General features: G+C 73.3%; 18 protein-coding genes and 1 tRNA gene. 5 read left to right on the top strand and 14 right to left on the bottom strand.

Features of this window, described 5'->3' with window-relative positions; translation table 11 throughout:
• Positions 1–10: 10 nt before the first annotated feature.
• The 5 genes from FHS37_RS05520 to FHS37_RS05540 all read right to left on the bottom strand — a co-directional run bounded on the left by FHS37_RS05520 (position 11) and on the right by FHS37_RS05540 (position 3,908).
• Positions 11–223, bottom strand: coding sequence for a hypothetical protein (locus tag FHS37_RS05520; RefSeq protein WP_184817903.1), 213 nt, complete (start codon positions 221–223; stop codon positions 11–13).
• A 132-nt stretch (positions 224–355) separates the two neighbouring features.
• Positions 356–679, bottom strand: a complete 324-nt coding sequence (locus tag FHS37_RS05525) for a putative WhiB-interacting protein (protein WP_184817904.1) — start codon at positions 677–679, stop codon at positions 356–358.
• Positions 676–1,044, bottom strand: coding sequence for a WhiB family transcriptional regulator (locus FHS37_RS05530; RefSeq protein WP_073932361.1), 369 nt, complete (start codon positions 1,042–1,044; stop codon positions 676–678). Before FHS37_RS05530 ends, FHS37_RS05525 begins: the two co-directional genes overlap by 4 nt.
• 174 nt (positions 1,045–1,218) lie before the next feature.
• Positions 1,219–1,533: a hypothetical protein gene (locus FHS37_RS05535; protein WP_184817905.1), complete on the bottom strand. Its 315-nt coding sequence runs from the start codon at positions 1,531–1,533 to the stop codon at positions 1,219–1,221.
• A 164-nt stretch (positions 1,534–1,697) separates the two neighbouring features.
• Positions 1,698–3,908 (bottom strand): ATP-dependent DNA helicase UvrD2, encoded by a 2,211-nt coding sequence (locus FHS37_RS05540; protein WP_184817906.1) that lies wholly within the window; start codon positions 3,906–3,908, stop codon positions 1,698–1,700.
• A 202-nt stretch (positions 3,909–4,110) separates the two neighbouring features.
• Here FHS37_RS05540 and FHS37_RS05545 point away from each other — a divergent pair, with 202 nt between their 5' ends.
• Positions 4,111–4,368: a mycoredoxin gene (locus FHS37_RS05545; RefSeq protein WP_184817907.1), complete on the top strand. Its 258-nt coding sequence runs from the start codon at positions 4,111–4,113 to the stop codon at positions 4,366–4,368.
• A gap of 69 nt (positions 4,369–4,437) precedes the next feature.
• Here the strand turns inward: FHS37_RS05545 and FHS37_RS05550 are convergent.
• From FHS37_RS05550 to FHS37_RS05575, 6 genes are all read right to left on the bottom strand, one after another.
• Positions 4,438–4,512: transfer RNA gene (locus FHS37_RS05550), tRNA-Arg, on the bottom strand.
• Between the two features lie 76 nt (positions 4,513–4,588).
• Positions 4,589–5,533: an NAD(+) diphosphatase gene (gene nudC / locus FHS37_RS05555; RefSeq protein ID WP_229889958.1), complete on the bottom strand. Its 945-nt coding sequence runs from the start codon at positions 5,531–5,533 to the stop codon at positions 4,589–4,591.
• A 155-nt stretch (positions 5,534–5,688) separates the two neighbouring features.
• The gene (locus FHS37_RS05560) at positions 5,689–7,101 is read right to left on the bottom strand and encodes a dipeptidase (RefSeq protein ID WP_184817909.1); all 1,413 of its coding nucleotides are present in this window, start codon (positions 7,099–7,101) and stop codon (positions 5,689–5,691) included.
• A 10-nt stretch (positions 7,102–7,111) separates the two neighbouring features.
• Positions 7,112–10,729: an ATP-dependent DNA helicase gene (locus tag FHS37_RS05565; protein ID WP_184817910.1), complete on the bottom strand. Its 3,618-nt coding sequence runs from the start codon at positions 10,727–10,729 to the stop codon at positions 7,112–7,114.
• Between the two features lie 100 nt (positions 10,730–10,829).
• Entirely contained in the window at positions 10,830–14,243 is a 3,414-nt protein-coding gene (locus FHS37_RS05570; protein ID WP_184817911.1) for an ATP-dependent helicase, read from the bottom strand.
• A gap of 257 nt (positions 14,244–14,500) precedes the next feature.
• Positions 14,501–14,887 carry an MGMT family protein gene (locus FHS37_RS05575; RefSeq protein ID WP_184817912.1) on the bottom strand — a complete coding sequence of 129 codons (387 nt, stop codon included), beginning with the start codon at positions 14,885–14,887 and terminating at the stop codon, positions 14,501–14,503.
• Positions 14,888–15,075: 188 nt separating this feature from the next.
• Here FHS37_RS05575 and FHS37_RS05580 point away from each other — a divergent pair, with 188 nt between their 5' ends.
• The 4 genes from FHS37_RS05580 to FHS37_RS05595 all read left to right on the top strand — a co-directional run bounded on the left by FHS37_RS05580 (position 15,076) and on the right by FHS37_RS05595 (position 22,345).
• Positions 15,076–17,877 (top strand): lysylphosphatidylglycerol synthase transmembrane domain-containing protein, encoded by a 2,802-nt coding sequence (locus tag FHS37_RS05580; RefSeq protein ID WP_184817913.1) that lies wholly within the window; start codon positions 15,076–15,078, stop codon positions 17,875–17,877.
• 106 nt (positions 17,878–17,983) lie between these two features.
• Positions 17,984–19,537: an alpha/beta hydrolase gene (locus FHS37_RS05585; RefSeq protein WP_184817914.1), complete on the top strand. Its 1,554-nt coding sequence runs from the start codon at positions 17,984–17,986 to the stop codon at positions 19,535–19,537.
• 134 nt (positions 19,538–19,671) lie between these two features.
• Positions 19,672–21,168 (top strand): alpha/beta hydrolase, encoded by a 1,497-nt coding sequence (locus FHS37_RS05590; RefSeq protein ID WP_184817915.1) that lies wholly within the window; start codon positions 19,672–19,674, stop codon positions 21,166–21,168.
• 364 nt (positions 21,169–21,532) lie between these two features.
• Positions 21,533–22,345: a universal stress protein gene (locus FHS37_RS05595; protein ID WP_184817916.1), complete on the top strand. Its 813-nt coding sequence runs from the start codon at positions 21,533–21,535 to the stop codon at positions 22,343–22,345.
• Positions 22,346–22,533: 188 nt separating this feature from the next.
• On the opposite strand, the gene moeZ is transcribed toward FHS37_RS05595, so the two are convergent.
• The 3 genes from moeZ to FHS37_RS05610 all read right to left on the bottom strand — a co-directional run bounded on the left by moeZ (position 22,534) and on the right by FHS37_RS05610 (position 25,544).
• Positions 22,534–23,712: an adenylyltransferase/sulfurtransferase MoeZ gene (moeZ, locus tag FHS37_RS05600; protein ID WP_184817917.1), complete on the bottom strand. Its 1,179-nt coding sequence runs from the start codon at positions 23,710–23,712 to the stop codon at positions 22,534–22,536.
• A 63-nt stretch (positions 23,713–23,775) separates the two neighbouring features.
• A complete protein-coding gene (locus tag FHS37_RS05605) occupies positions 23,776–24,525 on the bottom strand; it encodes a spherulation-specific family 4 protein (protein WP_184817918.1) in 750 nt (249 codons plus the stop codon).
• Positions 24,513–25,544: an SDR family oxidoreductase gene (locus FHS37_RS05610; protein ID WP_184817919.1), complete on the bottom strand. Its 1,032-nt coding sequence runs from the start codon at positions 25,542–25,544 to the stop codon at positions 24,513–24,515. The genes FHS37_RS05605 and FHS37_RS05610 overlap by 13 nt, the downstream gene beginning before the upstream one ends.
• Positions 25,545–25,566 lie beyond the last annotated feature (22 nt).

The following is a 25,566-nucleotide window of genomic DNA, read 5'->3' on the forward strand; positions in this document are numbered from 1 at the left end:
TCGGTCGCCGCTACCACCACTGCGCGTCCAGACGGCCCTCGATCGCGCGCAGATTGTCCCGGGAGCACGTCTCGCAGTAGTGCCGGCGGACGCCGTTCTCCACGGAGAGGGTCCAGGTCGGCCGCGGGCCCTCGGCGCGCGCGCCGCAGCGGGCGCACACCAGGGCCTCCGGCTCCGCGGTGCCGGCGTCGCCGTTGCCGTCGCCGTCCGGTTGACTCGTCACCCGCCGACGATAACGCCGCGCCCGGTGACCCGCCCCCGGCAACGCACCGCGGGGGCCGGTCCGTTCGCACGGACCGGCCCCCGCGGGAGAGCTCGCCCCCGGGGCCGGGGGCACCGCTTCAGGTGGGATCGGTCACTGCATGACCGCCATGGCGAGCGCGCGGCGGGCGCGCCGGGAGGCGCGCTCGGCCCGGCGCTGCATCCGGCGAGCGGTCACCAGGCCCATGGCCTGGCGCTCCCGCTGCGCCTCCCGCAGTCGCTCGTGCATATGCGCACGGGCCATGGCTTCTGGGATGAGTTGCATCTCTCGGGTCCTGTTCTGGCGCGAGTCGTTCGCACCGCTGGTGGTGAAGTCTTCGGTCGCGGAGCCTGCGGGCTCGTGGGTGGACGGCATCATCGGGGCCTGCTTCTGGGGGTCGTGCGTGAGGGGGCGGTCGATCGTTCCCGGGGCGTTCATGCCGTGACCGGGTTCTTGCGCGGGCGACCACGCGGCCGCTTCCGGGCGACGACGACTCCCTGGACGAACAGCTCGCCACCCCAGACGCCCCAGGGCTCACGCCGCTCCTTGGCGCCGGCGAGGCAGGCCTCGATCAGCGGGCAGGTGCGGCAGAGGGACTTGGCGTACTCGACGTCCGCCGGCGACTCGGCGAAGAAGACCTCCGGGTCGTACGAACGGCAGGGGACGGGTACGCCGAGGTTCTCGATGGCGTCGTCGAGCGCGGTGAGCGCGGTGAGCGGAGTCAAGGTCGGGTCCTCCGTGGAGCCGGGCTTGGGGATCGTGTCGGAAGGCGGTACGGACGGGACGTGCGCTTCGAGTTGCACGGTTCGTCTTCCTCGTCTGGTCGTTTCCGGCCGGTTGGCCGGGGTGGCGGCTGGTACCGGGTTCTTTTCTTGTCCCGAGGCGCCTTCGTGTCGTCGTCCACGTTCATGGACAAACAGAAGGGCCGCGGATCCCGGATGGGGTTCCGCGGCCCTGAAGGCGCCGGCCTGATCGAATCAGGCTGGATCACTCCAGGGTTCTGGCCCACGGAAGGCCCACATCAGGTGGTGCTGCGTCGTCTGCTCCCGGAATCCGGCACCGGCCGCCGCAAAGGCATAGGCCTGCGCCTGTGCCACTACCGCTTCCAGTGCCTTGGTCGGTCGCTCATCGCGCTCACGGACGGCAAGGGCCGAGGGAGCGACGGAGGACGCCGGAAGGACGGCACGAATGCCGGACAGACCGGTGCCCTGGTTCGAGGCGCCGAGCATGCACAGGGAGACGGCCGAGCGATCGGTCGTTTTGACGATGGAGCTGGTGTTGATGCTGATCACTGGACTCGCCTCCTCTCGGCGCTTCGGGGACTGGGGTGAGCCAATCCTGCGGATGTGCAAGTACAACACGGAATCAGGGCCTCCGAGAAGGCCGCTGTTCCCGTGCCTAAGAACCTATGGGGATCGCTGGGGCATGCGCAAACTATTTTTTCGACGAGTTCGCATCAGTCCTGTTCTTGATCCCCGGCGATGTCCCGGCCCGCGCAGAGAGCCAGAACGTCCGCCCCGTAGCGGCCCAGCTTGCGCATCCCCACCCCGGGGATGCGGGCGAGCTCGTGCTCGTCGTCCGGAACCGTCTCGGCGATGGCCATCAGCGTTTTGTCGGTGAAGACGCAGAAGGCGGGCTGCCCGCTGCGCCGCGCCTGACCGGCGCGCCATTCACGGAGCCGCTCGTAGAGGCCCTCGTCCATGTCGGAGGGACAGTCCTCGCACCGCATCAGCTTCATCTCGCCCGCGTCGGTCAGCGTGCGTCCGCAGACCCGGCAGCGAGCGGGGCTGCGCTGCCTGCGCCACCCGCCCGGCGCGGTCGAGGCGGACACCGCCCCGGAGGAACCGCGCTCCACGCCCCCCGCGCCGCCCACGCCACCGCGCCCGGCGGCAGCGGTGCTCGAGCCGGGGCGCAGCCCGTCGAGGAAGCGGCTGGGACGGCGGTTCGGCCGACCGCCGGGGGAACGGGAGAGCGCCCAGGAGAGGTGGAGGCGCTCGCGGGCCCGGGTGACACCGACATAGAGGAGGCGGCGCTCCTCCTCGATCTGCTCGCCGGTCTTTGCGTAGCTGATCGGCATCATGCCCTCGGCGACGCCGACCAGGAAGACGACGTCCCACTCCAGTCCCTTGGCCGAGTGCAACGAGGCGAGGGTGACGCCCTGCACGGTCGGGGCGTGCTGGGCGCCGGCCCGCTCGTCGAGTTCGGCGACGAGGTCGGCGAGGGTCGCGCCCGGCCTGGCGGCGGCGAAGTCCCGGGCGAGGTGCACCAGGGCGGCGAGCGACTCCCAGCGCTCCCGGACCGCGCCCGAGCCGGCCGGCGGCTGCGGTGTCCAGCCCTCGCCCGACAGCACGGCGCGCACCTGGGAGGGCAGGTCGGGGGCGTCGTCGAGAAGGGCGTCGTTGCCGCCGAAGCGGGCCGCTCCCCGCAGGGCGATGCCCGCCTTGCGCACCTCGGGGCGGTCGAAGAACCGCTCGGCGCCACGCAGCTGGTAGGGCACCCCGGCGTCGGCGAGGGCCTGCTCGTAGGTCTCGGACTGGGAGTTCGTGCGGAACAGGACGGCGATCTCGCTCGCCGGGACCCCGGAGTCGATCAGCTCACGGATGCGGTGCGCCGTCCCCTCGGCCTCCGCGGGCTCGTCGGTGTACTCGGTGAACACCGGCTCGGGCCCCGCCGCACGCTGGGAGACGAGTTCCAGCCGGTGGTCGGCGGCGCGGCCGGTGGCCTGTGCGAGCAGGCCGTTGGCCAGACGGACGACCTGGGGGGTCGAGCGGTAGTCACGGACCAGCTTGACGACGGTGGCTCCGGGATGGCGGATGCGGAAGTCGAGCAGGTGGTCGGGGGTTGCGCCCGTGAACGAGTAGATGGTCTGACTGGCGTCACCGACCACGCACAGGTTCTCCCGGTCGCCGAGCCACAGCTCCAGCAGTCGCTGCTGGAGCGGGCTGACGTCCTGGTACTCGTCGACCACGAAGTGCTGGTACTGGGCGCGGACCTGCTCCGCGACGTCGTGCCGGTCCTGCAGGACGGCGACGGTCAGCAGCAGCACGTCCTCGAAGTCGATGACGGCGCGCTCGCGCTTGAGGTCCTCGTAGGCGGAGTACAGCTGGGCGATCTCGGCGGGGTCGCGGGGCGCCTCCCGGCCCGCCTTGACGGCCGCCGCCGCGTAGTCGGCCGGGACGGTCTGGGTGACCTTCGACCACTCGATCTCGGCGGTGACGTCCCGCAGCTCGCCCCGGTCGAGCCGGATGCGGCAGGCGGCGGCCGCGTCGGCGACGAGCTGGATCTTGCGGTCGACGAGCCGGGGCATGGAGCCACCGATCGCTTTCGGCCAGAAGTACTGGAGCTGGCGCAGCGCCGCCGAGTGGAAGGTACGGGCCTGGACGCCGACGGCGCCGAGCTGGCGCAGCCGGCCGCGCATCTCCCCGGCGGCGCGGTTGGTGAAGGTGACGGCGAGCACGCTGGAGGGCTGGAGGACGCCGGCGCGCACCCCGTAGGCGATCCGGTGGGTGATCGCCCGGGTCTTGCCGGTGCCGGCGCCCGCCAGCACGCACACCGGACCGTGCAGGGCGGTGGCCACCGCGCGCTGCTCGGGGTCGAGCCCGTCGAGCACCGCGTCGGCCGAGTCCGGTACCTGCGGGAAGAGGGTGGAGTGCGTTGCTGCTGTCACACAGCCATGCTGCCAGGTCGCCGGGGACGGGTGAGCCGGTTGTCCACAGGCAGGGCCTCGCAGTCGTATTGATGCGATTAATACGGTTGACGCGGCAGGACACCCCTTGATGCGGCAGGACTCCCCTCGCGGGAATGGTGGCGCTTTCAAGTACGTTCCCCTGTGCGAGGACTTCCCGAGCCGCCGAAGGAGCGCGAAAGACATGCTGGGCACTGTGACGATGTACAGCACCACGTGGTGCGGCTACTGCCGTCGGCTGAAGAGCCAGCTGGACCGCGAGGGCATCGCGTACACCGAGATCAACATCGAGCAGGACCCGGAGTCCGCGGCGTTCGTGGAGAAGGCGAACGGCGGGAACCAGACGGTTCCGACGGTTCGGGTGGTCCCCGCCGGCGGCGGTGCCGAGGTCGTGATGACGAACCCGAGCCTTGCCCAGGTGAAGCAGGCTCTCGCGGTCTGACGCCCCGCGCGCGTGTCGGCCCCCTCCGGTGATCCCGACCGGAGGGGGCCGACGCGTACGCGGGGAGAGCGGAACCGGCCGGATTCGAACCGGCGTCCTCGCGGTTCCGGAGACCGCGCGCGACGACCTCTGCGCCACGGCCCCGCCCGGCCCGACAGCCCAGCCGGTGCGCGACGGCGCCCCGGCTCGCGCCGGGCCCCTCGGAGCGCCGCGCGTCCCGTCAGAAGGCGGTGCGGGTCGGCAGGTCCTTGCCGTACCAGCGTTCGATCAGGCGGGCCGCGATCGAGATGCCGTAGGGCGGGAGCACCTCGCCCGCCTCGAAGGCGGCGCCGAGCTCGTCGCGGGAGAACCAGCGGGCCTCGTGGATCTCGTCGCCGTCGACGTCGATCTCGGTCGAGGTGGCGCGGGCGACGAAGCCCAGCATGAGGCTGGACGGGAACGGCCAGGGCTGGCTGGCGACGTACTCGACCTCGCCGACGTCGATGCCGACCTCCTCGTGGACCTCGCGGCGCACCGACTGCTCGATGGACTCGCCGGGCTCGACGAAGCCGGCGAGGGTCGAGAAGCGGCCCTCGGGCCAGTGGACCTGGCGGCCGAGCAGGATGCGGTCCTGCTCGTCGACCACGGCCATGATCACGGCGGGGTCGGTGCGCGGGTAGTGCTCGGCGCCGCAGGCGGGGCAGCGGCGGATGTGGCCGGCCGCGGCGATGACGGTGCGCTCGCCGCATCGGGAGCAGAAGCGGTGCAGTCGCTGCCAGTTCTCGAGGGCGACGGCGTGCACCATCAGACCGGCGTCCCGCGGCGACAGGAGCAGGCCCGCCTCGCGCAGCCCCGCCGGGCGGGCGGACTCGTCCATGCGGCCGGGCAGGGAGTCCTTCTGGAGGGCGAAGTAGCTGACGCCGTCCTCGTCGGTGCCCAGGAAGTAGCGGTGCGCCTCGGTGAGCGGGGCCTCGAAGGACGGGGTCATGACGATCTCGGTGCGCCCGTCCGCCGTCTCGTCGATGAGGACCTGGCCGCCGGAGACCACGAAGCAGCGGGTCGAGGGGTGGCTCCACGCCGCCGCGAGCCATGCCTCGTCGAGCCGGTGGTGGGCGGCGCGGTCGATGCCGCTCGGTGCGGTGAGCGAGATGGGTCGGTCGGCGGTGTGGTCGGTCCAGGTGGTCACGGGTGCTTCCAACTCCCCCGGTGGAACGGATTGGGTCGGCGGGCGGTTCGGCGGGACGGACGGCGGGAGGCGACCGACCGGGTCCGGCGACGGGCGGCGGCGGGCCCCTTCCAGTGTGCCCCGCGCGGGCGGCCGGTCCGGACGGTGTGCGGTGGTCAGGGTGCGTGCCGCCAGTGCTCGGCGAGGTCGCCCCACAGGTACGCGCTGGTCTCGACGCCCTTGAGGAGCAGGTCGAGCTCGACCTTCTCGTCGGGGGCGTGCCAGCCGTCGGACGGGACGGAGATGCCGAGGAAGAGCACCGGTGCGCCGAGGACGTCCTGCAGGTCGGCGGCCGGGCCGGAGCCGCCCTCGCGGGTGAAGCGGACGGGTGTCTCGAAGGCGCGGCCCATCGCCCGGACCACGGACTGCAGGGCCGGATGGTCGAGCGGTGTCAGGCACGGGCGCGTGGCGGGGCTGAAGGAGATCTCACAGCGGACGCCCTCGGGCAGCTGTCCGGGCACCCAGGCGCGGACGGCCTCCCGCACGTGCTCCGGATCCTGGCCGGCGACCAGCCGGAAGGACAGCTTCACCATGGCGGAGGACGGGATGATCGTCTTGCTGCCCGGGCCCTGGTAGCCGCCGCCGATGCCGTTGACCTCCGCGGTGGGGCGGGCCCAGATGCGTTCCAGGGTGCTGTATCCGGCCTCGCCCAGGGTGCCGTGGGACTTGGCGGCGCGCAGCCACTGCCGCTCGTCGAAGGGCAGCTCGGCGAAGAGCTCGCGTTCGCGTTCGGTGAGCTCGACGACGCCGTCGTAGAAGCCGGGTATCGCCACGCGCGCGTGCTCGTCGTGCAGGGCGGCGACCAGGCGGGCGGCGGCGGTGGCCGGGTTGGGGACCGCGCCGCCGAAGGAGCCGGAGTGGATGTCCTGGTCGGGGCCGTACAGCCGGATCTCGCACTCGGCGAGGCCGCGCATGCCGGTGCACACGGTGGGGGTGTCCTCGGACCACATGCCGGTGTCGGAGACGATCACGGCGTCGGCGGCGAGCCGGTCGGCGTGCTGCTCGACGAGCGCCCGGAAGTGCGGGGACCCGGACTCCTCCTCGCCCTCGATCAGGAGCTTCAGGTGGACGGCCGGGGTGGTGCGGCCGGTGGTGGCGAGGTGGGCCCGGACGCCGAGTGTGTGGAAGAACACCTGGCCCTTGTCGTCGGCCGCTCCGCGCGCGTACAGGCGGTTCCCCCGCACGACGGGCTCGAAGGGATCGCTGTCCCAGCCGTCCTCACGGGCGGCCGGCTGCACGTCGTGGTGGCCGTAGACCAGCACCGTGGGTGCGTCGGGGTCGGCGGAGGGCCACTCGGCGTAGACGGCCGGGGCGCCCGGGGTCTGCCAGACCTCGGCGGTCGGGAAGCCGGTCTCCTTGAGCTTGGCGGCGAGCCAGTCGGCGCTGCGGCGCACGTCGGGCGCGTGCTCGGGCTGGGCCGACACGGACGGGATGCGCAGCCATGCGGCGAGGTCGTCGAGGAAGGCGGCGCGGTGCTGGGCGATGTACGTACGGACGGCGCTGACGGCACTGTCAACGGGCTGGCTCATGCTCACGAGCCTATCGGCCCGCGCCGACGTCCTCGGAGTGCGGTATGTCACCGGACGTCTCGTCGGACGGTCCCTGGAGCAGCAGCCGCTCCAGTGCGGCCCGGTCGGGCAGGGCGTCGGGGCGTACGACCTCGCCGGTGCGTACGTACAGGAACGCGGCGCCGACGGACTCCGGGGGGACGCCCTGCTGCTCGGCCCAGGCGAGCCGGTACACGGCGAGCTGGAGCGGGTCGGCGGTACGGGCGCGGTTGGTCTTCCAGTCGACGATCTCGTACGTCGCCGCGTCCCCGTCGCCCTCCTTGTAGACGGCGTCGATGCGGCCGCGGACGACGCGTCCGGCGATCGACAGCTGGAAGGGGGCCTCCACGCGGTGGGGGGTGCGGTGGGCGTACTCGGTGCGTTCGAAGGCGTCCTTGAGGGCCTGGAGGTCGCGTTCGTCGGCGATCTCGGCCGCGCTGCCGGGCAGCTCGTCCGGCTCCAGCATGGGGAGGGTGAGCTCCTCGAATCGGGCCTCGACCCAGGCGTGGAAGCGGGTGCCGCGGCGCGCGGCGGGCTGCGGCGGGCGGGGCATGGGGCGGGCCAGCTCCTGCGCGAAGCCGTCCGGGTCGGCGGCCAGGCGCAGCAGCTCGGAGGCGGTGAGCGAGGCGGGCAGCGGGACGTCGGTGACGCTCTCGCGGGCGCGCAGCAGCTCTCCGGCGAGGGCGTCGAGGTCGCGGTCCCAGGAGGCGACAGTGCGGGCCTCCTCGGGGGTGAGCCGGGGCGCCCGGGTCTGCTCGGCGGGGCGTGGCCGCGGGGTGCCGGGCCGCCCCGTCCCCCCCGTGGGGCCCGGACGCGGGGCATCGGCGGCCGCGGCCCCGGCGGGGTGGGGGCGCGCGCCTTCCGGTGCGCCGGGGCCCGTGGTGGGCTCCGGGGCCGTCGCCTGGTGCGGGATGGCGGGGCGGCCGGTGGTCCAGGAGTGCCAGTCGCCCGGATCCTCGGCCGGGAAGGGGTCGTCCCCCTCGGGGAAGTCCGTCCCGGAGAAGTCCGTCCCGGAGAAGGGGTCCTCGTCGTCCGGTGGGGGCGGCCAGTCCGGGTCGTCGTACGTGTCGGGGTCGTGGACGGCCGTGGGGTGGTCGTCGGGGTGGGCGGCGAGGCGGTCGAGGTGGGCGAGGACGGTCTCGGCGGCCGCGCGGCGGCGGGCGAGGGCGGCGCCGTCCAGGGGCAGGGGCCACAGTTGGTCGTCGGCGGCCCGGTGCAGGGCGGGGTTCTCCTCGTCCTCGGCGGGCTCGTCGGCCCACACCTCGATCTCGCCGTACCCGGCGGCGCAGTGATCGTGGAGGGCCTGGAGGAACGCGGAGGGGCCGCGCGGCTTCTTCTGGCTCGGTCCCCACCAGTGGCCGGAGCCGAGCAGGAGGGAGCGGGGGCGGGTGAAGGTGACGTAGCCGAGGCGGAGCTCCTCGGTGTACTGGTGCTCCTTCATCGCCTCGTGGAAGGCCTTCATGCCCCGGGAGTCCCAGGAGGTGACGTCGGGCAGGGTGTCGGCGTCGCCGCGCAGCGCGTGCGGCAGCACCTTGCCCTGGGCGGTCCACTTCTCGCGGCCCTGGCCGCTGGGGAAGGTGCCCGTGACCAGTCCGGGGACGGCCACGACGTCCCACTCCAGGCCCTTGGACTTGTGCGCGGTGAGCACCTTGACGGTGTTCTCGCCGCCGGGCAGCGCGTTGTCGAGGCCCTTCTCGTACTGGGCGGCGGTGCGCAGGAAGCCGAGGAAGGCGAGCAGGGTGGCCTCGTTGTCGCCGGCGGCGAAGGAGGCGGCGACGTCGAGGAAGTTGGACAGGGTCTCCCGCCGGCGGGCGGCCAGGGCGTGCGGGGACGCCGACAGTTCGACCTCCAGGCCGGTGACGGCGAGGACGCGGTGCAGGACGTCCATGAGGGGGTCGGCCAAGGAGCGGCGCAGGTCGCGCAGTTCGGCGGCGAGGCGGGCGAAGCGCACGCGCGCGTCCGGTGAGAAGGGCAGACCGTCGTCGTCCCCCCGGCCGTCCAGCGGTGTCTCCAGGAACGTGTCGAGGGCGTCGGCGAGCGAGATCACCTCGGACGGGTCGACCCCCTCGACGGCCTCGGCGAGCCGCCGGTCGGGATCGTCCTCGCCCTGCACGCGCGCGTGGGAGACGAGCAGCCGTGCGCGGCGTCCCAGCAGGGCGAGGTCGCGGGGGCCGATGCGCCAGCGCGGCCCGGTCAGCAGCCGTACCAGGGAGGCGTTGGCCCCGGGGTCCTGGAGGACCTCGCAGACGGCGACGAGATCGGCGATCTCGGGCAGGTGCAGCAGCCCGGACAGGCCGACGACCTCGACGGGGACGTCCCGGGCGACCAGCGCGCCCTGGATCTCCGCGAAGTCGGTCGCCGTGCGGCAGAGCACGGCGATCTCGCCGGGGGCCTTCCCGGTGCGGACGAGGTGGGCGACGGAGTCGGCGATCCAGTCGATCTCCTCGGCGTGGGTGCGCAGCAGGGCGCAGCGCACGATGCCGTCGCGTTCGGCCCCGGGGGCCGGGCGGAGGGCCTCCACGCCCGCGTGCAGGGCGCGCAGGGGTTCGGCCAGGCCGTTGGCGAGGTCCAGCAGGCGGCCGCCGCTGCGGCGGTTCTCGCTGAGCGACTGGCGGGTGGCGGGGCGGCCGTCGGCGTGGGCGAAGTGCTCGGGGAAGTCGTCGAGGTTGGCGACGGAGGCGCCGCGCCAGCCGTAGATCGCCTGGCAGGGGTCGCCGACGGCGGTCACCGGGTGGCCGGTGCCGTCGCCGAAGAGGCCGGCCAGCAGGACGCGCTGGGCGACCGAGGTGTCCTGGTACTCGTCGAGGAGGACCACGCGGAACTCGTCGCGCAGGGCGCGGCCCACCTCGGGGATCGCGGCGAGCCGGGCGGACAGGGCGATCTGGTCGCCGAAGTCGAGCAGGTCGCGTTCGCGTTTGGCGGCCCGGTAGCGCAGCACGAGGTCGGCGAGTTCGCGCCGCGCGGCGGCCGCCTCGGGCACCTTGCGCAGGTCGGCGTTGGTGAGCTTGGTGTTCTCCAGGGCGCGCAGCAGTTCGGTGTCGTGGGCGCGCAGGTCCTCGGGCCGCACGAGGTGTTCGGCGAGTTCGCCGTCGAGGGCGAGGAGGTCTCCGACCAGGTCGGGGAAGGAACGGGTCAGGGCCGGGTAGGGGCCGGGGGCCTCGCGCAGGACGCGCGCGGCGAGCTGGTAGCGGGTGGCGTCGGCGAGCAGGCGGGAGGTCGGTTCGAGACCGATGCGCAGGCCGTGGTCGGTCAGGAGGCGGCCCGCGAAGGCGTGGTAGGTGGAGATCACGGGCTCGCCCGGGGGGTTGTCCGGGTCGATCGTGTCCGGGTCGGTGACGCCGGCCTTGACCAGTGCCTTGCGGACGCGTTCGGCGAGTTCGCCGGCGGCCTTGTTGGTGAAGGTGAGGCCGAGCACCTGTTCGGGGGCGACCTGGCCGGTGCCGACCAGCCAGACCACGCGGGCCGCCATCACCGTCGTCTTGCCCGATCCGGCTCCGGCCACGATCACCTGCGGGGCGGGCGGCGCGGTGATGCAGGCCGTCTGCTCCGGGGTGAACGGGATGCCGAGGAGCTCCTTGAGCTGATCGGGTTCGGTGATGCGAGCGGGCACACGCAGAGGCTAGCGGCGGGTACTGACACGAGGTGCCGGATCGTGCTCCGGAGGCAGCGGAACCGCAGGTCGCAAGGGGGGGTGCGATGCGTCACGCCGGTCACTCGACCACGTGCCGCCCCTCGGGCCGGGCGCTGCAGGAGGCGCGGAAGGCGCAGTGGGCGCAGTGCTGGCCGGCGGTCGGGGTGAACCGTTCGTCGAGGACCTTGCCGGCGGCCGTGGCCAGCAGGTCGCCGACCCACTCCCCCTCCAGCGGCTGCTGGGGCTGCACCTTGGGCAGGGCCTCACCGCCGTCCCGTTTGGCGGCCCCCTGGCGCAGCTGGACGAGCTCGGCGCCGCCCGGCTCGGGGCGCACCCCGCCGAAGACCTCGTCGACGGCGCCCTCGCGCACGGCGAGCTGGTAGACGGCGAGCTGGGGGTGGCGGGCCACCTCGGCGGAGCTGGGCGCCTGTTTGCCGGTCTTGAAGTCGACGACGTAGGCGCGGCCGTCGCCGTCGGCCTCGACGCGGTCCATCTGGCCCCGGATGCGGACCTGGTAGTCGCCCGCTTCGAGGGTGACGTCGAAGTCGTGCTCGCCGGCCACCGGGGTGCGTCCGGCGCGGTCCATGACGTGCCACTTCAGGAAGCGTTCGAGGGCGACGCGCGCGTTCTCCTTCTCCTGCGCCGACTTCCACGGCGCGTCGAAGGCCAGCGCGTTCCACACGGAGTCGAGGCGCTCCATGAGGACGTCGAGGTCGGCCGGGGTCCGTCCGGAGGCCACCTCGTCGGCCAGGACGTGCACCACGTTGCCGAAGCCCTGGGCGGCGGTCGCGGGGGCGTCGGCCTTCACCTCGCGGCCCAGGAACCACTGCAGTGCGCAGGTGTTGGCGAGCTGGTCGAGGGCGCTGCCGGAGAGCACGACCGGCTGGTCGCGGTCGCGCAGCGGCACCCTGGACTCGGTCGGCTCGAACATGCCCCACCAGCGGTGGGGGTGCGCGGACGGGACGAGCGGGCGGCCGTCGTCGTCGGCGAGGGCGGCGAGCCGGGCCAGCCGGTGGGCCGCGGCCTCCCGGAGGGCGTCCGAGACGCGCGGGTCGACCGTCGTGGCGCGCAGTTCGGCGACGAGCGCAGCCACGGACAGGGGGCGGCGCGGGCGCCCGGTGACGTCCTTGGGCTCGACGCCGAGTTCGGTCAGGAACCGGGAGGGCTGGTCGCCGTCGTCCGCGGGCGCCTTCACCGCCGTCACGACCAGACGTTCGCGCGCGCGCGTGGCGGCCACGTAGAACAGACGGCGCTCCTCCGCGAGCAGGGCGCCCGGGGTGAGGGGCTCGGCGAGTCCGTCGCGGCCGATGCGGTCGGCCTCCAGCAGGGAGCCACGGCGGCGCAGGTCCGGCCACAGGCCCTCCTGGACACCGGCCAGGACGACCAGGCGCCACTCCAGCCCCTTGGAGCGGTGCGCGGTCATCAGGCGTACGGCGTCGGGGCGGGCGGCGCGCCGCGTGAGGGTGTCGGCGGCGATGTCCTCGGCCTCGATCTCCTCCAGGAAGTTCAGGGCGCCGCGGCCACCGGTGCGCTCCTCCGCACGGGCCGCGGTCGCGAACAGCGCGCACACGGCGTCGAGGTCCCGGTCGGCGTTGCGTCCGGCCGCGCCGCCGCGCCGGGCGGAGCGCTCCAGGCGCTGGGGCCACGGCGTGCCGTCCCACAGGTCCCACAGGGCCTCCTCGGCCGTACCGCCGCCGGCCAGGCGCTCGCGGGCCTTGCGCAGCAGCGCGCCGAGCCGCTGGGCACCGCGCGCGTACGCGGGGTCGTGCACGGCCAGCCGCTCCGGCTCGGCCAGTGCCCGCGCGAGCAGCTCGTCCGAGGGCGGCGGCAGCGGGTTGCCCGCGGCTCGCTCCTCCTCGCGCAGGGCCCGCCCGAGGCGGCGCAGATCGGCGGTGTCCATGCCGGCGAGGGGGGAGGTGAGCAGGGTGCGGGCGGTTTCGGTGTCGAGCCAGCGGGGCTCCGGCACGCCGTCGGTGCCCGTCTCGGGGCGGTCCGCGTCCGCGGCGGCCCGGCCGGTTCCCTCCCCCGCCGCCGTCTCCGCGGCCTCCGTCACGGCCTCCGCGGCCCCCGCGCCCTCCGCACCCCGTCCGGGGCCTCCGGCCGCCGCCGTCGCCACCGCCCGCAGCGCCGTCAGCAGCGGGGCCACCGCCGGCTCGTGGCGCAGGGGCAGGTCGTCCCCGTCGACGTCCACGGGGACGCCCGCCGACGTGAGCGCGCGGCGGACCGTGGGGAGGGTGCGGGAGCCGGCGCGCACCAGGACGGCCATGTCGCTCCAGGGGACGCCGTCCTCCAGGTGGGCCCTGCGCAGGATGTCGGCGATGTTGTCCAGTTCGGTTCCGGACGTCGGGTAGGTGTACACCTCGACCCGGCCGCCCTCCCGTACGGCGGTCAGCTCCCGGTGGGCGCGGACCTTCTCGGCGGGCAGGCGGGGCAGCGGCATGCGCTGGGTCACCAGCCGGGTGGCGGCCAGCAGGGCGGCGCCGGAACGGCGTGAGGTGCGCAGCACCTCGACCGGGGCCGGACGGCCGTCCGCGCGGGGGAACGCGTGCGGGAACTCCAGGATGCCGCCCACGTCCGCGCCCCGGAAGGCGTAGATCGACTGGTCGGGGTCGCCGAAGGCGACGAGGGTGCGTCCGCCGCCGGCCAGGGCGTGCAGCAGGCGCACCTGGGCCGGGTCGGTGTCCTGGTACTCGTCGACGTAGACGGCGTCGTACCGCGCGTCCAGCTGTCCGGCGACCTCCGGGCGGCGGGCGAGGAGCACCGCGCGGTGGACCAGTTCGGCGTAGTCGAGCACGCCCTGGAGGTCGAGGACGTCGAGGTACTCGGCGAGGAAGGCGGAGGCGGCGCGCCAGTCGGGGCGTCCGATGCGGCGGGCGAAGGCGCCCAGGGCGTCGGGGCCGAGGCCCAGTTCGCGGCTGCGGGCGAGCACCGCGCGGACCTCGTCGGCGAAACCGCGGGTGGTCAGGCAGGCGCGCAGTTCGTCCGGCCAGCGCACGTGGGTGAGCCCGAGCCGTTCCAGGTCGACCTGGCCGGCGAGCAGTTCCCGTACGGTGACGTCCTGCTCGGGGCCCGACAGCAGCCGCAGCGGCTCCACGAAGAGGTCGCTGTCCTGGTGGGCCCGGATCAGGGCGTAGCAGAACGAGTGGAACGTGGTCGCCTGCGGGGCCCGCGCGGCGCCCATGCGCAGGGCCATGCGGTCGCGCAGTTCGACGGCCGCCTTGCGGCTGAACGTCAGCACCAGGATGCGTTCGGGATCCCCGCCACGGGCGATCCGCGCGGCCACGGACTCGACGAGCGTGGTGGTCTTTCCGGTGCCCGGACCTGCGAGGACGAGCAGCGGTCCGGCCTCGTGGTCAACCACGGAGCGCTGTGCGGCGTCCAGTCGAGGGGGGTTCACGCGGGCCGGCGGGGTACGTACCAGTCGATAAGCGCCACGGCTCCCCCGTCGCACCTGGGGGTGCGACAGGCCGCTGGTGGAGGAAGAGGAGCTCACGTGGTTCGCCGGTCCTGGTGGGTGTGCTGTTGGGCAGTCCGCCGCGCGTGGAGGGCGGTGGACCCGGGGTGAAGGGGACTCGCGCAGCCGACGCTACGCCGGTGAAAAGCGCGGAAGCAGGACTTCCGATTCTTCCCTCACGGCACGCACGACGCGCCTGCCCCTTCCCCCACGAACGTACGTCATGCCACGGACGTGCTCCGTTTCCCCGATACGGAGCACACGTCACACGGAGGCGCGCGCGATGGCGGAGGCTGTCAGGTGTGACCCTCGGTGTGCCCACCGCCGTCCCACCGCGCACGCTTCATGTCGAGGCGCGGCACATGGCCCTGAGCGGCCCGGCCCGCCTCCTTCAGGGGCGTGCCCTCCGCGCGGTAGTGGCCGAGTGCCCTCAGTTCGTGGCCCGGCAGCAGGACGCCGTCCGCGCGGACGACGCGCCACCACGGGACGGCTCCCCCGTAGAGGGCCATCACGCGCCCGACCTGCCGGGGGCCGCCCTCCCCCAGCCACTCCGCCACGTCGCCGTACGTCATGACACGCCCCGGCGGGATCAGCTCGGCCACCTCGAGGACCCGCTCGGCGTACTCGGGCAGGGCGTCCGGGGGCTCCGGGGCGGCATCGGGCGGAAGGCTCTCCTGACTCATCCGGCCCATCCTGCACCACCCCACCGACAACGCCACGGGCACGCGCGCGTGCGCGCACGCCTCGCCCCGGGGCACCGCTTCGGGCAGACTGTGCGGCCCCGTATGTGGACCCTGATGCCCCCTTGTACCGGTGCGGCATGCCACCATCGTGCGGGCGGTGACTGGTGATACGAGACCAAGAAGAGAAGATGAAGCAGCAGGGCGCGCACCCCGGGGACACGGAGGGCACCCCTGACGCCTCGTCGCGCCCGGACACCGCGGGCCCCGGCGCGGAAGGCGCCGGCTCGGAGGACACCGGCACCGAGGACGCCGGCACGAAGGACGCCGGCACCGAGGCGGCCGGGAAGAAGGCCGCTCTGGACACCGACGCCGCCGACGCCGCCGACACGGCGCACATCGACGAGGTCGAGGGCGACGAGCCCCTGCTCCCCGCACGGGTGCACCGCCCGTCCGACCTCATGCGGCTCCTCGTGGGCGTCCTCGCCGTCGTGGTGCTGCTGGCGATCGCCGCGTTCGCCCACGGCACCACCTCGGGCCTGGAACAGGACATCACCAAGGGCACCGGGCAGGCGCCCGACCTGCTCATCAAGATCGCGGGCCTGGCCTCCAGCATCGCGATCCTCCTGGTGCCGGTCGCCTTCGCCATCGAGCGGCTGATCAAGAGGGACGGGCTGCGGATCGCCGACGGCGTGCTCGCCGCGGTCCTCGCGCACGGTGTGACGCTCGCCATGGACCTGTGGGTCGCGCGGGCCGCCCCCGACTCGATCCAGGAGGCGCTCACCCAGCCCTCCCCCGGCGACATCAACGCCCTGACCGACCCGGTGCACGGCTACCTGGCACCGGTCATCGCGTACATGACGGCCGTCGGCATGTCCCGCAGGCCCAGATGGCGCGCGGTGCTGTGGGTGGTCCTGCTCCTGGACGCCTTCTCGATGCTCGTCACCGGGTACACGACCCCGTTCTCGATCATCCTGACGGTGCTGATCGGCTGGTCCGTCGCCTACGGCACCCTCTACGCGGTCGGCTCGCCCAATGTGCGCCCCACCGGCCGGACCCTGATGGCGGGCCTGCGGACCGTCGGATTCCGCCCCGTGACCGCGTCCCGGGTGGAGTCCGGCGACGCCTCCGAGTCCGGGGACCGGGGACGCCGGTACTTCGTCACCCTGGAGGACGGCCCGCCGCTGGACGTGACGGTGGTCGACCGGGAGCAGCAGGCACAGGGTTTCTTCTACCGCGCGTGGCGCAATCTGACCCTGCGCGGCTTCGCCACCCGCAGCAGCCTCCAGTCGCTGCGCCAGGCCCTGGAGCAGGAGGCGCTGCTGGCGTACGCGGCCATCGCGGCCGGCGCCAACGCGCCCAAGCTGATCGCGACCTCCGAGCTCGGCCCCGACGCGGTCATGCTCGTCTACGAGCACAGCGGCGGGCGCACGCTCGACTCACTGCCGGACGAGGAGATCACCGACGACCTGCTGCGCGACACCTGGCACCAGGTACGGGCGTTGCAGTCCCGCCGCATCGCGCACCGCAGGCTGGTGGGCGACGCGATCCTGGTGGATCGTTCCGGCACGGTGATCCTCACCGACCTGCGCATCGGCGAGATCGCGGCCGGCGACCTGCTGCTGCGCATGGACGTCTCGCAGCTGCTCGTGACGCTGGGCCTCAGGGTGGGTGCCGAACGGGCGGTGTCCTCCGCGCTGAGCGTCCTCGGTCCCGACGCCGTGGCGGACTGCCTGCCGATGCTCCAGCCCATCGCGCTGAGCCGCTCCACGCGCGCGACCCTGCGCAAGCTGGCCCGGGAGCGGGCGGAGCGCGAGCGTGAGGCGGTCCTGGAGGCCTCCCGGCAGGCGAAGCTGCTCCGCGCGGAGCAGGCCGCCGCCGACACCGACGAGCCCGTGCTCGAGAAGCCCGACAAGAAGGCCGTGCGCGCGGAGCAGCGGGCCGAGAAGCGGGCCATCGACGAGGCCCTGGAGGAGGCGCGCGAGGAGGACCTCCTCACCCAGATCCGGCACGAGGTGCTGCGGATCAGGCCGCAGGCCCCGGTCGAGCCGGCCCGCCTGGAGCGGGTGCGGCCGCGGACGCTGATCAGTTTCATCGCCGGCGCGATCGGCGCGTACTTCCTGCTGACGCAGCTCACGCACATCGAGTTCGGGCCGCTGATCGCCAACGCCGAGTGGGGATGGGTGGCCGCGGCCGTGCTGTTCTCGGCGGCCAGCTACTTCGCGGCCGCTCTGGCGCTGCTGGGGTTCGTGCCGGAGCGGGTGCCGTTCCTGCGGACGGTGGCGGCACAGGTCGCCGGGTCGTTCGTGAAGATCGTCGCACCGGCGGCGGTGGGCGGTGTGGCCCTGAACACACGCTTCCTCCAGCGCGCGGGGGTGCGGCCGGGGCTCGCGGTGGCGAGTGTCGGCGCGTCCCAGCTGTTCGGGCTGGGCTGTCACATCCTGATGCTGCTGGCCTTCGGCTATCTGACCGGTACCGAGAAGACGCCCTCCCTGTCGCCGTCCCGCACGGTCATCGCGGGTCTGCTGACGGTGGCGGTGCTGGTGCTCGTGGTGACCTCGGTGCCGTTCCTGCGGAAGTTCGTCGTCACGCGCGTGCGGTCGCTCTTCGCCGGGGTCGTCCCGCGCATGCTCGACGTGCTGCAGCGGCCGCAGAAGCTGGCCACCGGCATCGGCGGCATGCTGCTGCTCACGGCCTGCTTCGTGATGTGCCTGGACGCCTCGATCCGGGCGTTCGGCGACGAGACGACCTCGATCAGCATCGCCAGCGTCGCCGTCGTCTTCCTCGCGGGCAACGCGCTGGGCTCGGCGGCGCCGACGCCGGGCGGTGTGGGCGCGGTCGAGGCGACCCTGACGGTCGGCCTGATCGCCGTCGGACTCCCCAAGGAGGTCGCCGCGCCGGCGGTGCTGCTGTTCCGGCTGCTGACGCTGTGGCTGCCGGTGCTGCCGGGATGGCTGGCCTTCAACCACCTCACGCGCAAGCAGGCGCTGTAGGAGCGCGAGGAGGACGAGGAGGAACGTCGCGGAACCGGCCGCGGAGCCTTACCTCGTACGGCCCGTGCCCCGCGCGTCCCGCCCCGGACCACCGCAGGATGGGGGCATGCCCCACCCCTTCCGCCTGCGTGCCGCCGCCCTGACCGCCTGCGCCGTCCTGCTGCCCGCGCTGCTGGCGGGCTGCGGCGGGGACGAGGGGGACGAGGGGGACGAGGACCTGGCGCGGCAGGAGCTCGGCTGGAAGGACTGTCCGGCCCCGTCCGGGGCGCAGGGCGGGGGCCCGGCCCCCTCGCCCCTGGCGGGCGGAACCGAGTGGCAGTGCGCCACCATGAAGGCGCCCCTGGACTGGGACGAGCCCGAGGGCGACACCATCGACCTCGCGCTGATCCGGGCGCGGACGAGCGGGAAGGCGAGCGAGCGCATCGGCTCCCTGATCTTCAACTTCGGCGGCCCCGGCGGCTCCGGCGTCACCACGCTCCCCGCGTTCGGCGAGGACTACGCGACCCTGCGCACCCGCTACGACCTGGTGAGCTTCGACCCTCGCGGAGTCGGCCGCAGCGCGCCCGTGACCTGTGCGAGCGACCAGCAGCTCGACGCGTACTTCCAGCAGGACGCGACCCCCGACGACAGCGCCGAGCGGACCGAGCTCCTGGACAGCACCAAGGAGTTCAACGCGGGCTGCGAGAAGAAGTCCGGGCGGGTCCTGCCCCACGTGCGCACCACCGACGCCGCCCGCGACCTCGACCTGATGCGCCAGGTCCTCGGCGACGACGAACTGCACTACTTCGGCATCTCCTACGGCACCGAACTCGGCGGCGTCTACGCCCACCTGTTCCCGGAGAAGGTGGGCCGGGCGGTGTTCGACGCGGTCGTCGACCCCACGCAGACGCCGGAGCAGGGCTCGCTCGGCCAGGCGCGGGGCTTCCAGCTCGCGCTCGACAACTACGCCGAGCACTGCGTCTCCCAGGTCGAGGCCTGCCCCGTCGGCGACAGCGCGCAGGACGTGAAGGACCGTATCGCCAGGTTCCTGAGGGACCTCGACGCCGACCCGATTCCCGGCCTCTTCCCGCGCGAACTGACCCAGACCGCGGCGACCAGCGGAATCGCCCAGGCGCTGTACTCGCAGGACTTCTGGGAGTTCCTCACCGACGGTCTCGCGGAGGCCTACGACGGCGACGGAACGATCCTGATGGTGCTGTCCGACTCGATGAACGGGCGCAACCAGGACGGCGAGTACAGCAACCTCGTCGCCGCCAACGTCTCCATCAACTGCGCCGACGACAAGCCCCGCTACGGCACCGGGGACGTGGAGCGCAGGCTGCCCGCGTTCCGGGCCGCGTCCGAGCTGTTCGGCGACTACCTGGCCTGGGGGTTGATCGGCTGCACCGACTGGGCGGTTCCGGGGGCCGCCGACCGTCCCGAGGTGAGCGCCCCCGGCGCGGCCCCGATCCTGGTGATCGGCAACACCGGCGACCCGGCCACGCCGTACGAGGGTGCGCGCAGGATGGCGCAGGCGCTGGGCGAGGGGGTCGGTGTCGAGCTGACGTACGAGGGGCAGGGGCACGGGGCCTACGGCAGCGGGAACAAGTGCGTGCGGGACGCGGTGCACGGCTATCTCCTGGACGGGAAGGTGCCGAAGGACGGCACCGTCTGCTCCTGAGCAGGAACCGGCCCGCGAAGGCGCAGGTCGGAGCGTTGTCCACAGGCCGCCCCGCGGGGAGACGGATCTGCCTACCATGGCCTGACCGCCGTCCGCTGCCCGATGCGGACGGCCGGCGAGGGGGGAAGCACCACATGACGCGTATCACACGGTGGGCGGCTCTGGCGGTCGCCGCCGCCCTGGTGACGACGGGCTGCAGCGGCGGCTCGTCCGGCGACGACGACAAGAACGACGGGACGGCAGGCGGGACGGCACTCGCCTGGGGACGCTGCGAGGCCTCCGGGGGCACCCCCGCCCCGGGCGACGACTGGCAGTGCGCCACGCTCCGGGTGCCGCTGGACTGGTCGAAGCCCGACGGCGCCACGATCGGACTGGCGCTGATCCGGGCGAAGGCCACGGGAGACGACCGCCTCGGCTCGCTGCTGTTCAACTTCGGCGGTCCGGGCGGCTCGGGCGTCTCCATGATGCCGTCCTACGCCGACGTCGCCTCCGAGCTGCGCGAGCGGTACGACCTGGTGAGCTGGGACCCGCGCGGGGTGGCCGCCAGTGAGGGCGTCCGCTGCCGCGACGACGAGGAGATCCGGGCGGCCGAAGCGTCGGTGGACGGCACCCCGGACACGCCGGCCGAGGAGCGGGCGTACTTCGAGGACGCCGCCGACTTCGGCAGGGGCTGCCAGGAGGCCGCCGGGAAACTGATGGCCCACGTGTCGACCACGGACACGGCCAGGGACATGGACCGCATCCGGCAGGCCCTCGGCGACGACAGGCTGAACTACTTCGGCATCTCCTACGGCACCGAACTCGGCGGCGTCTACGCCCACCTGTTCCCGGAGAAGGTGGGCCGGATGACGCTCGACGCGGTGGTCGACCCGAGCGCCGACACGGTGGGCCACGCCAAGAACCAGACGCGCGGCTTCCAGACGGCGCTCGACAACTACCTGAAGTCCACCGGCCGGGACCCCGAGGAGGGCTCGCGTGAGATCGCGGACCTGCTGGAGCGGATCGACGCGGACCCGTTGCCGACGTCCACGTCCGGACGGGAGCTGACGCAGACACTGGCACTGACCGGCATCGTCCTGCCGCTGTACAGCAAGAGCGGCTGGCCGGCGCTGACCAGCGCGCTGCGGGCGGCGGAGGAGGGCGACGGCTCGGAGCTGCTGGCGCTGGCCGACGGCTACAACGACCGCGACGCCTCGGGGCGCTACGGCACGACGACCCACTCGCAGCGGGTCATATCGTGCCTGGACGACAGGCAGCGGCCGACCGTGGCGGAGACGAAGAAGCTGCTGCCGGAGTTCGAGGAGATCTCGCCCGTGTTCGGGGCCTTCCTCGGCTGGGACACGGCCGGCTGGTGCCACGACTGGCCGGTGCCCGGTCAGCGCGACACCCCGGAGGTGAGCGCGCCGGGTGCGGCGCCGGTCCTGGTGGTCGGCAACACCGGCGACCCGGCCACGCCGTACGAGGGCGCCCGGAGGATGGCGGACGAGCTGGGCGAGGGCGTCGGTGTGGTGCTCACCTGGAAGGGCGAGGGGCACGGTGCGTACGGCAGCGGGAGCGACTGCGTCGACTCCACGGTGAACGCGTACCTCCTGGACGGCACGGTGCCGAAGGACGGCAAGGTCTGCTCCTGACGAGGGCGGGACCCGGTCCCCGCCCTCCTGCGGCAGCACCACGGTGAAGCGACCGGGTCCGCTGCCCGCGCGCCGGCCGAGAGGTCACTGAAGTCCGTGTACCGGACCGCCCCGTGACCCGGCAGGCGCACGACGCGTTCCGCCGCTCCGCGGGTGTGGACGGGGTCACAACGTCCCGGGCCCGGGAGCACGAGGTCAGCGGCACCGCCTTCCGCTGCGTGGTGCTTCCGGACCTGTCCGACCTTGACGGCCACGTGACGGACGGGTTCCCGCGGCGACGAACGCATGGGGGCGCGCAGGAATTGCAGCGACATGTCGACGGGTCGACGCTGGGAAGCCACAGCTCGAAGTGGAGCAGCCAGCTATGAACGATCTGGTCGTGGTCGGGGTGGACGGCTCGGCAATGAGTCTCACCGCCGTGGAGGCAGCCGCCGCGGCGGCGGCACGGCGCGGTGCGGAACTGCGCGTGGTGCACGCCGAAATTCCGGTCAAGCCCAGGTACATGGTGCCGGACCCGGCTTCCGGGACGCTGGTCCGCGAAGCGGCGGCCCGTGCCTTCGACGTGGCGCCCGAGGTCGCGGTGAGCACGGCCGTGGTGACGGGCGACGTGGCGCTCGTACTGGAAGCCGAGTCGCGGGCCGCGGACCTGATCGTCGTCGGTTCCAGGGGTACGGGGGGTGTCGCGGGCCTGCTGCTGGGGTCCACACCGGTGTCCTTGGCCGCCCGCAGCCATTGCCCGGTGATGACGGTCCGCCAGGAACACCGGACATCCTCCGGCGCGGGGCCTGTCGTCCTGGGAGTCGACGGCTCCCCGGACAGCGACGAGGCCGTCGACGTCGCCTTCACCGAGGCCGCGCAGCGCCGGGCCGAGCTCGTGGCGGTCCACGCGTGGCGGCCGGACAGGGCCCCGCCCGGCACGGCCCCCGGGTCCGCGGCGCACCTGCTGGCCCGGGCGATCGCCGGCCGCGCGGACGCCCATCCGGACGTCACCGTCCGACGCGACCCGGTGGACGGCAAAGCGCGTGAGGTCCTGCTCGAGGCGAGCAAGGCGGCTCAGCTGCTGGTCGTCGGCACCCGCGGGCGCGGTGGCCTCGCCGGACTGCTCCTGGGCTCGGTGAGCCAGGCCATGATGACGCACGCGCACTGCCCCGTCGTCACCGTTCGCAGGACGGCATGAGCAGCCGCGGAAGCTGTGCCGGAGCCGTTCCGCCGACACGGGTCCGGGTGCGACGGCCGGGCCGTCCCTGGACCGTGCGGACCGTGCGAGGTCACCCGACACCCGTCGACGACGACCGAAGCCCACGGCGTCCGAACTGGTCGGAGGCCGTGGGCTTCGTCAGTCTCGCCGGTCAGCCGGACCGGTGATCAGTAAACCGGCTTCTGCGGCTCGATCTGGTTGACCCAGCCGATCACGCCGCCGCCGACGTGGACGGCGTCGGCGAAGCCCGCGGACTTGAGGACCGCGAGGACTTCCGCACTGCGGACACCCGTCTTGCAGTTCAAGACGATCTTCTTGTCCTGCGGCAGGCTCTCCAGGGCGTTGCCCATGAGGAACTCGTTCTTCGGGATCAGGCGGGCGCCCGGGATGGACACGATCTCGAACTCGTTCGGCTCGCGGACGTCGATGAGCTCGATGTTCTCGCCGTCGTCGATCCACTCCTTGAGCTGCTTGGGAGTGATCGTGGAGTCCGCGGCCGCCGCCTGGGCCTCCTCGGACACGACACCGCAGAAGGCCTCGTAGTCGATGAGCTCGGTGACGGTCGGGTTCTCGCCGCAGATCGCGCAGTCGGGGTCCTTGCGGACCTTGACCTGGCGGTACTGCATCTCCAGGGCGTCGTAGATCATCAGGCGGCCGACGAGCGGCTCACCGATGCCGGCGAGCAGCTTGATGGCCTCGTTGACCTGGATCGAGCCGATGGACGCGCACAGCACGCCCAGGACACCGCCCTCGGCGCAGGAGGGGACCATGCCGGGGGGCGGGGGCTCCGGGTAGAGGCAGCGGTAGCAGGGACCGTGCTCGGACCAGAAGACGGACGCCTGGCCGTCGAAGCGGTAGATCGAGCCCCAGACGTACGGCTTGTTCAGCAGCACGCAGGCGTCGTTGACCAGGTAGCGGGTCGCGAAGTTGTCCGTGCCGTCGACGATCAGGTCGTACTGGCTGAAGATGTCCATCACGTTGTCGGCCTCGAGCCGCTCCTCGTGCAGGACCACGTTCACGTACGGGTTGATGCCCTTGACGGTGTCACGGGCGGACTCGGCCTTGGGGCGGCCGATGTCGGACTGGCTGTGGATGACCTGACGCTGCAGGTTCGACTCGTCGACCTCGTCGAACTCCACGATGCCGAGCGTGCCCACGCCCGCCGCGGCCATGTACATCAGCCCCGGGGAACCCAGGCCACCGGCACCCACAAAGAGCACCTTGGCGTTCTTCAGCCGCTTCTGCCCGTCCATCCCCACGTCGGGGATGATCAGGTGGCGGGAGTACCTGCGGACCTCGTCTACGGTGAGCTCGGGAGCCGGCTCGACCAGGGGTGGCAACGACACGGGGACTCCGTTGGTCGGTCAATCACTACAGTTGTTCTTCGCTTAACACTGCCACGGCCTTTTTCATTCCGAGACACCCGTTCCGATCCGCGAGACGATGTCGTCCCAGTAGCCGGGCAGCGGTTCCCAGGGGTCGGTGCGGCCGCCGCGGCCCGTGTGGTCGGTGAAGTAGATCGTCGCGGCGCCCTGCCAGCGGGCGATGCGCAGGGCCTCCTCGAGGTGCGGCCCGGGCACCCCGTGCACGAAGTGGCAGAAGCGTTCGGGCGGATGGTCGGCGGTCCACTCCGCCACCTGCGACCAGCGGTAGTCGCTCCAGGGGCCGGAGAAGGTGACCAGTTGGTCGGCGTCCTCGGCGTATCCGGGGCACGGGTGGGTGCCGTGGCCGAGGACGATGTGGGCATCGTCACGGATCACCCTGAGCGTGGTGACGGTGCGCCGGACCTCGGGGAGCCCGGCGCGGTCGGCGGGGCAGCGGTCCAGGAGGAAGCCGTCGACCTGGTACCAGTCGAGGAACCGGTGGGCGTCCGAGACCACCTCGCCGAAGGTGCGCAGGCCGTACGCGGTGTCGACGTGGCCGAGGACGCGGACACCGGCGTTGCGCAGACGGCCGGCCGCCTCCAGGCAGTGCGGGTCGGGTTGGACGCCGGGGCCGTCGGCCACGTTCAGGACGACCCAGTGCAGGGGGGTGCCCGGGCGGGTGAGTTCCCTCCACTCGGCCGGGGCGACGAGGGGGTGCGCGAAGCCCGGGACGCCGAAGCCGGTGCGGACGTCGGTGCTCGCGGTGCCCGGTTTGACGCTGGTCAGATACGGCACGCGGCCTCCATCCAGATGTCCGCGAGGGACTCCTCGAGGTTGATCCGGGGACGCCAGCCGAGCCGGTCGCGCGCGGTGCGCACATCGGCCTGCTGCCAGCTGCCGCAGCCGTCCGGGTACGCGACGGGGGGCGCGGGGTGGTCGGATTCGGCACGGGGGTGGCCGATGGTGGTCCTGAGGTGGGCGGCGTGCGCGGCGTGGGAGGCGTGACCGACGTGCGAGGCGTGGGCGGCCGGTGCTGCGTGCGCCCCGTGGGCGCCGGGCGGGCCGTCCAGCTCGGTGAGGGCGCCGCCGTATCCGGCCACCCGGGCGAGGACCGCGGCGGCGTCGCGCAGGCGGACGGCGCGGCCGGAGCCGATGTTGATGACGCCCTGGGCGGCGGAGAGCGAGGCGGCGTGGACGGCGCGGGCCACGTCGCGGACGTCGACGAAGTCCCGCTGGGCGCCGAGCCCGCCGAGCCTCAGCTCGCCGTCGCCGGACTGCATGGCGCGGCGCATGGCCTCGGCGAGGCGGCCGAGCGGGGAGCCGGCGGGCGTGCCGGGGCCGACGGGCGAGAAGACCCGCAGGACGACGGCGTCCAGGCCGGAACCGAGGACCAGCTCGGTGGCCGCGAGCTTGCTGACGCCGTACGGGCCGCCGGGCCGCGGGACGGCGTCCTCCGCCGTGGAGGAACCGGGCTGGCTCGGGCCGTACTCCGAACTGCAGCCGATCTGCACGAGGCGCGCGCCGCAGCCGCTGCGGCGCAGGGCCTCGCAGACGGTGGCGACGGCGACGGTGTTGTGCCGGGTGAGTTCGCGGGCGCCGCCCCGGGTGGCGCCCGCGCAGTTGATCACCACGCCGGGGTGGACGGCGTCGAGGAAGCGGGTGAGGGCACCGGGGCTGCCGGTGGCGAGGTCGAAGCGGACGTCGGCGTCGTCGCCGCGGCCGAGGGCGGTGAGCTGGACGGCCGGGTCCGCGAGCAGGCGGTCGGCGACGAAGCGGCCGAGGTAGCCGTTGGAACCGATCAGCAGGACTCGCATCGGGCGACTCCTTCGGCGTCCG

It is taken from the genome of Streptomyces griseomycini (assembly GCF_014203535.1).
Classification (GTDB): Bacteria; Actinomycetota; Actinomycetes; order Streptomycetales; family Streptomycetaceae; genus Streptomyces; species Streptomyces griseomycini.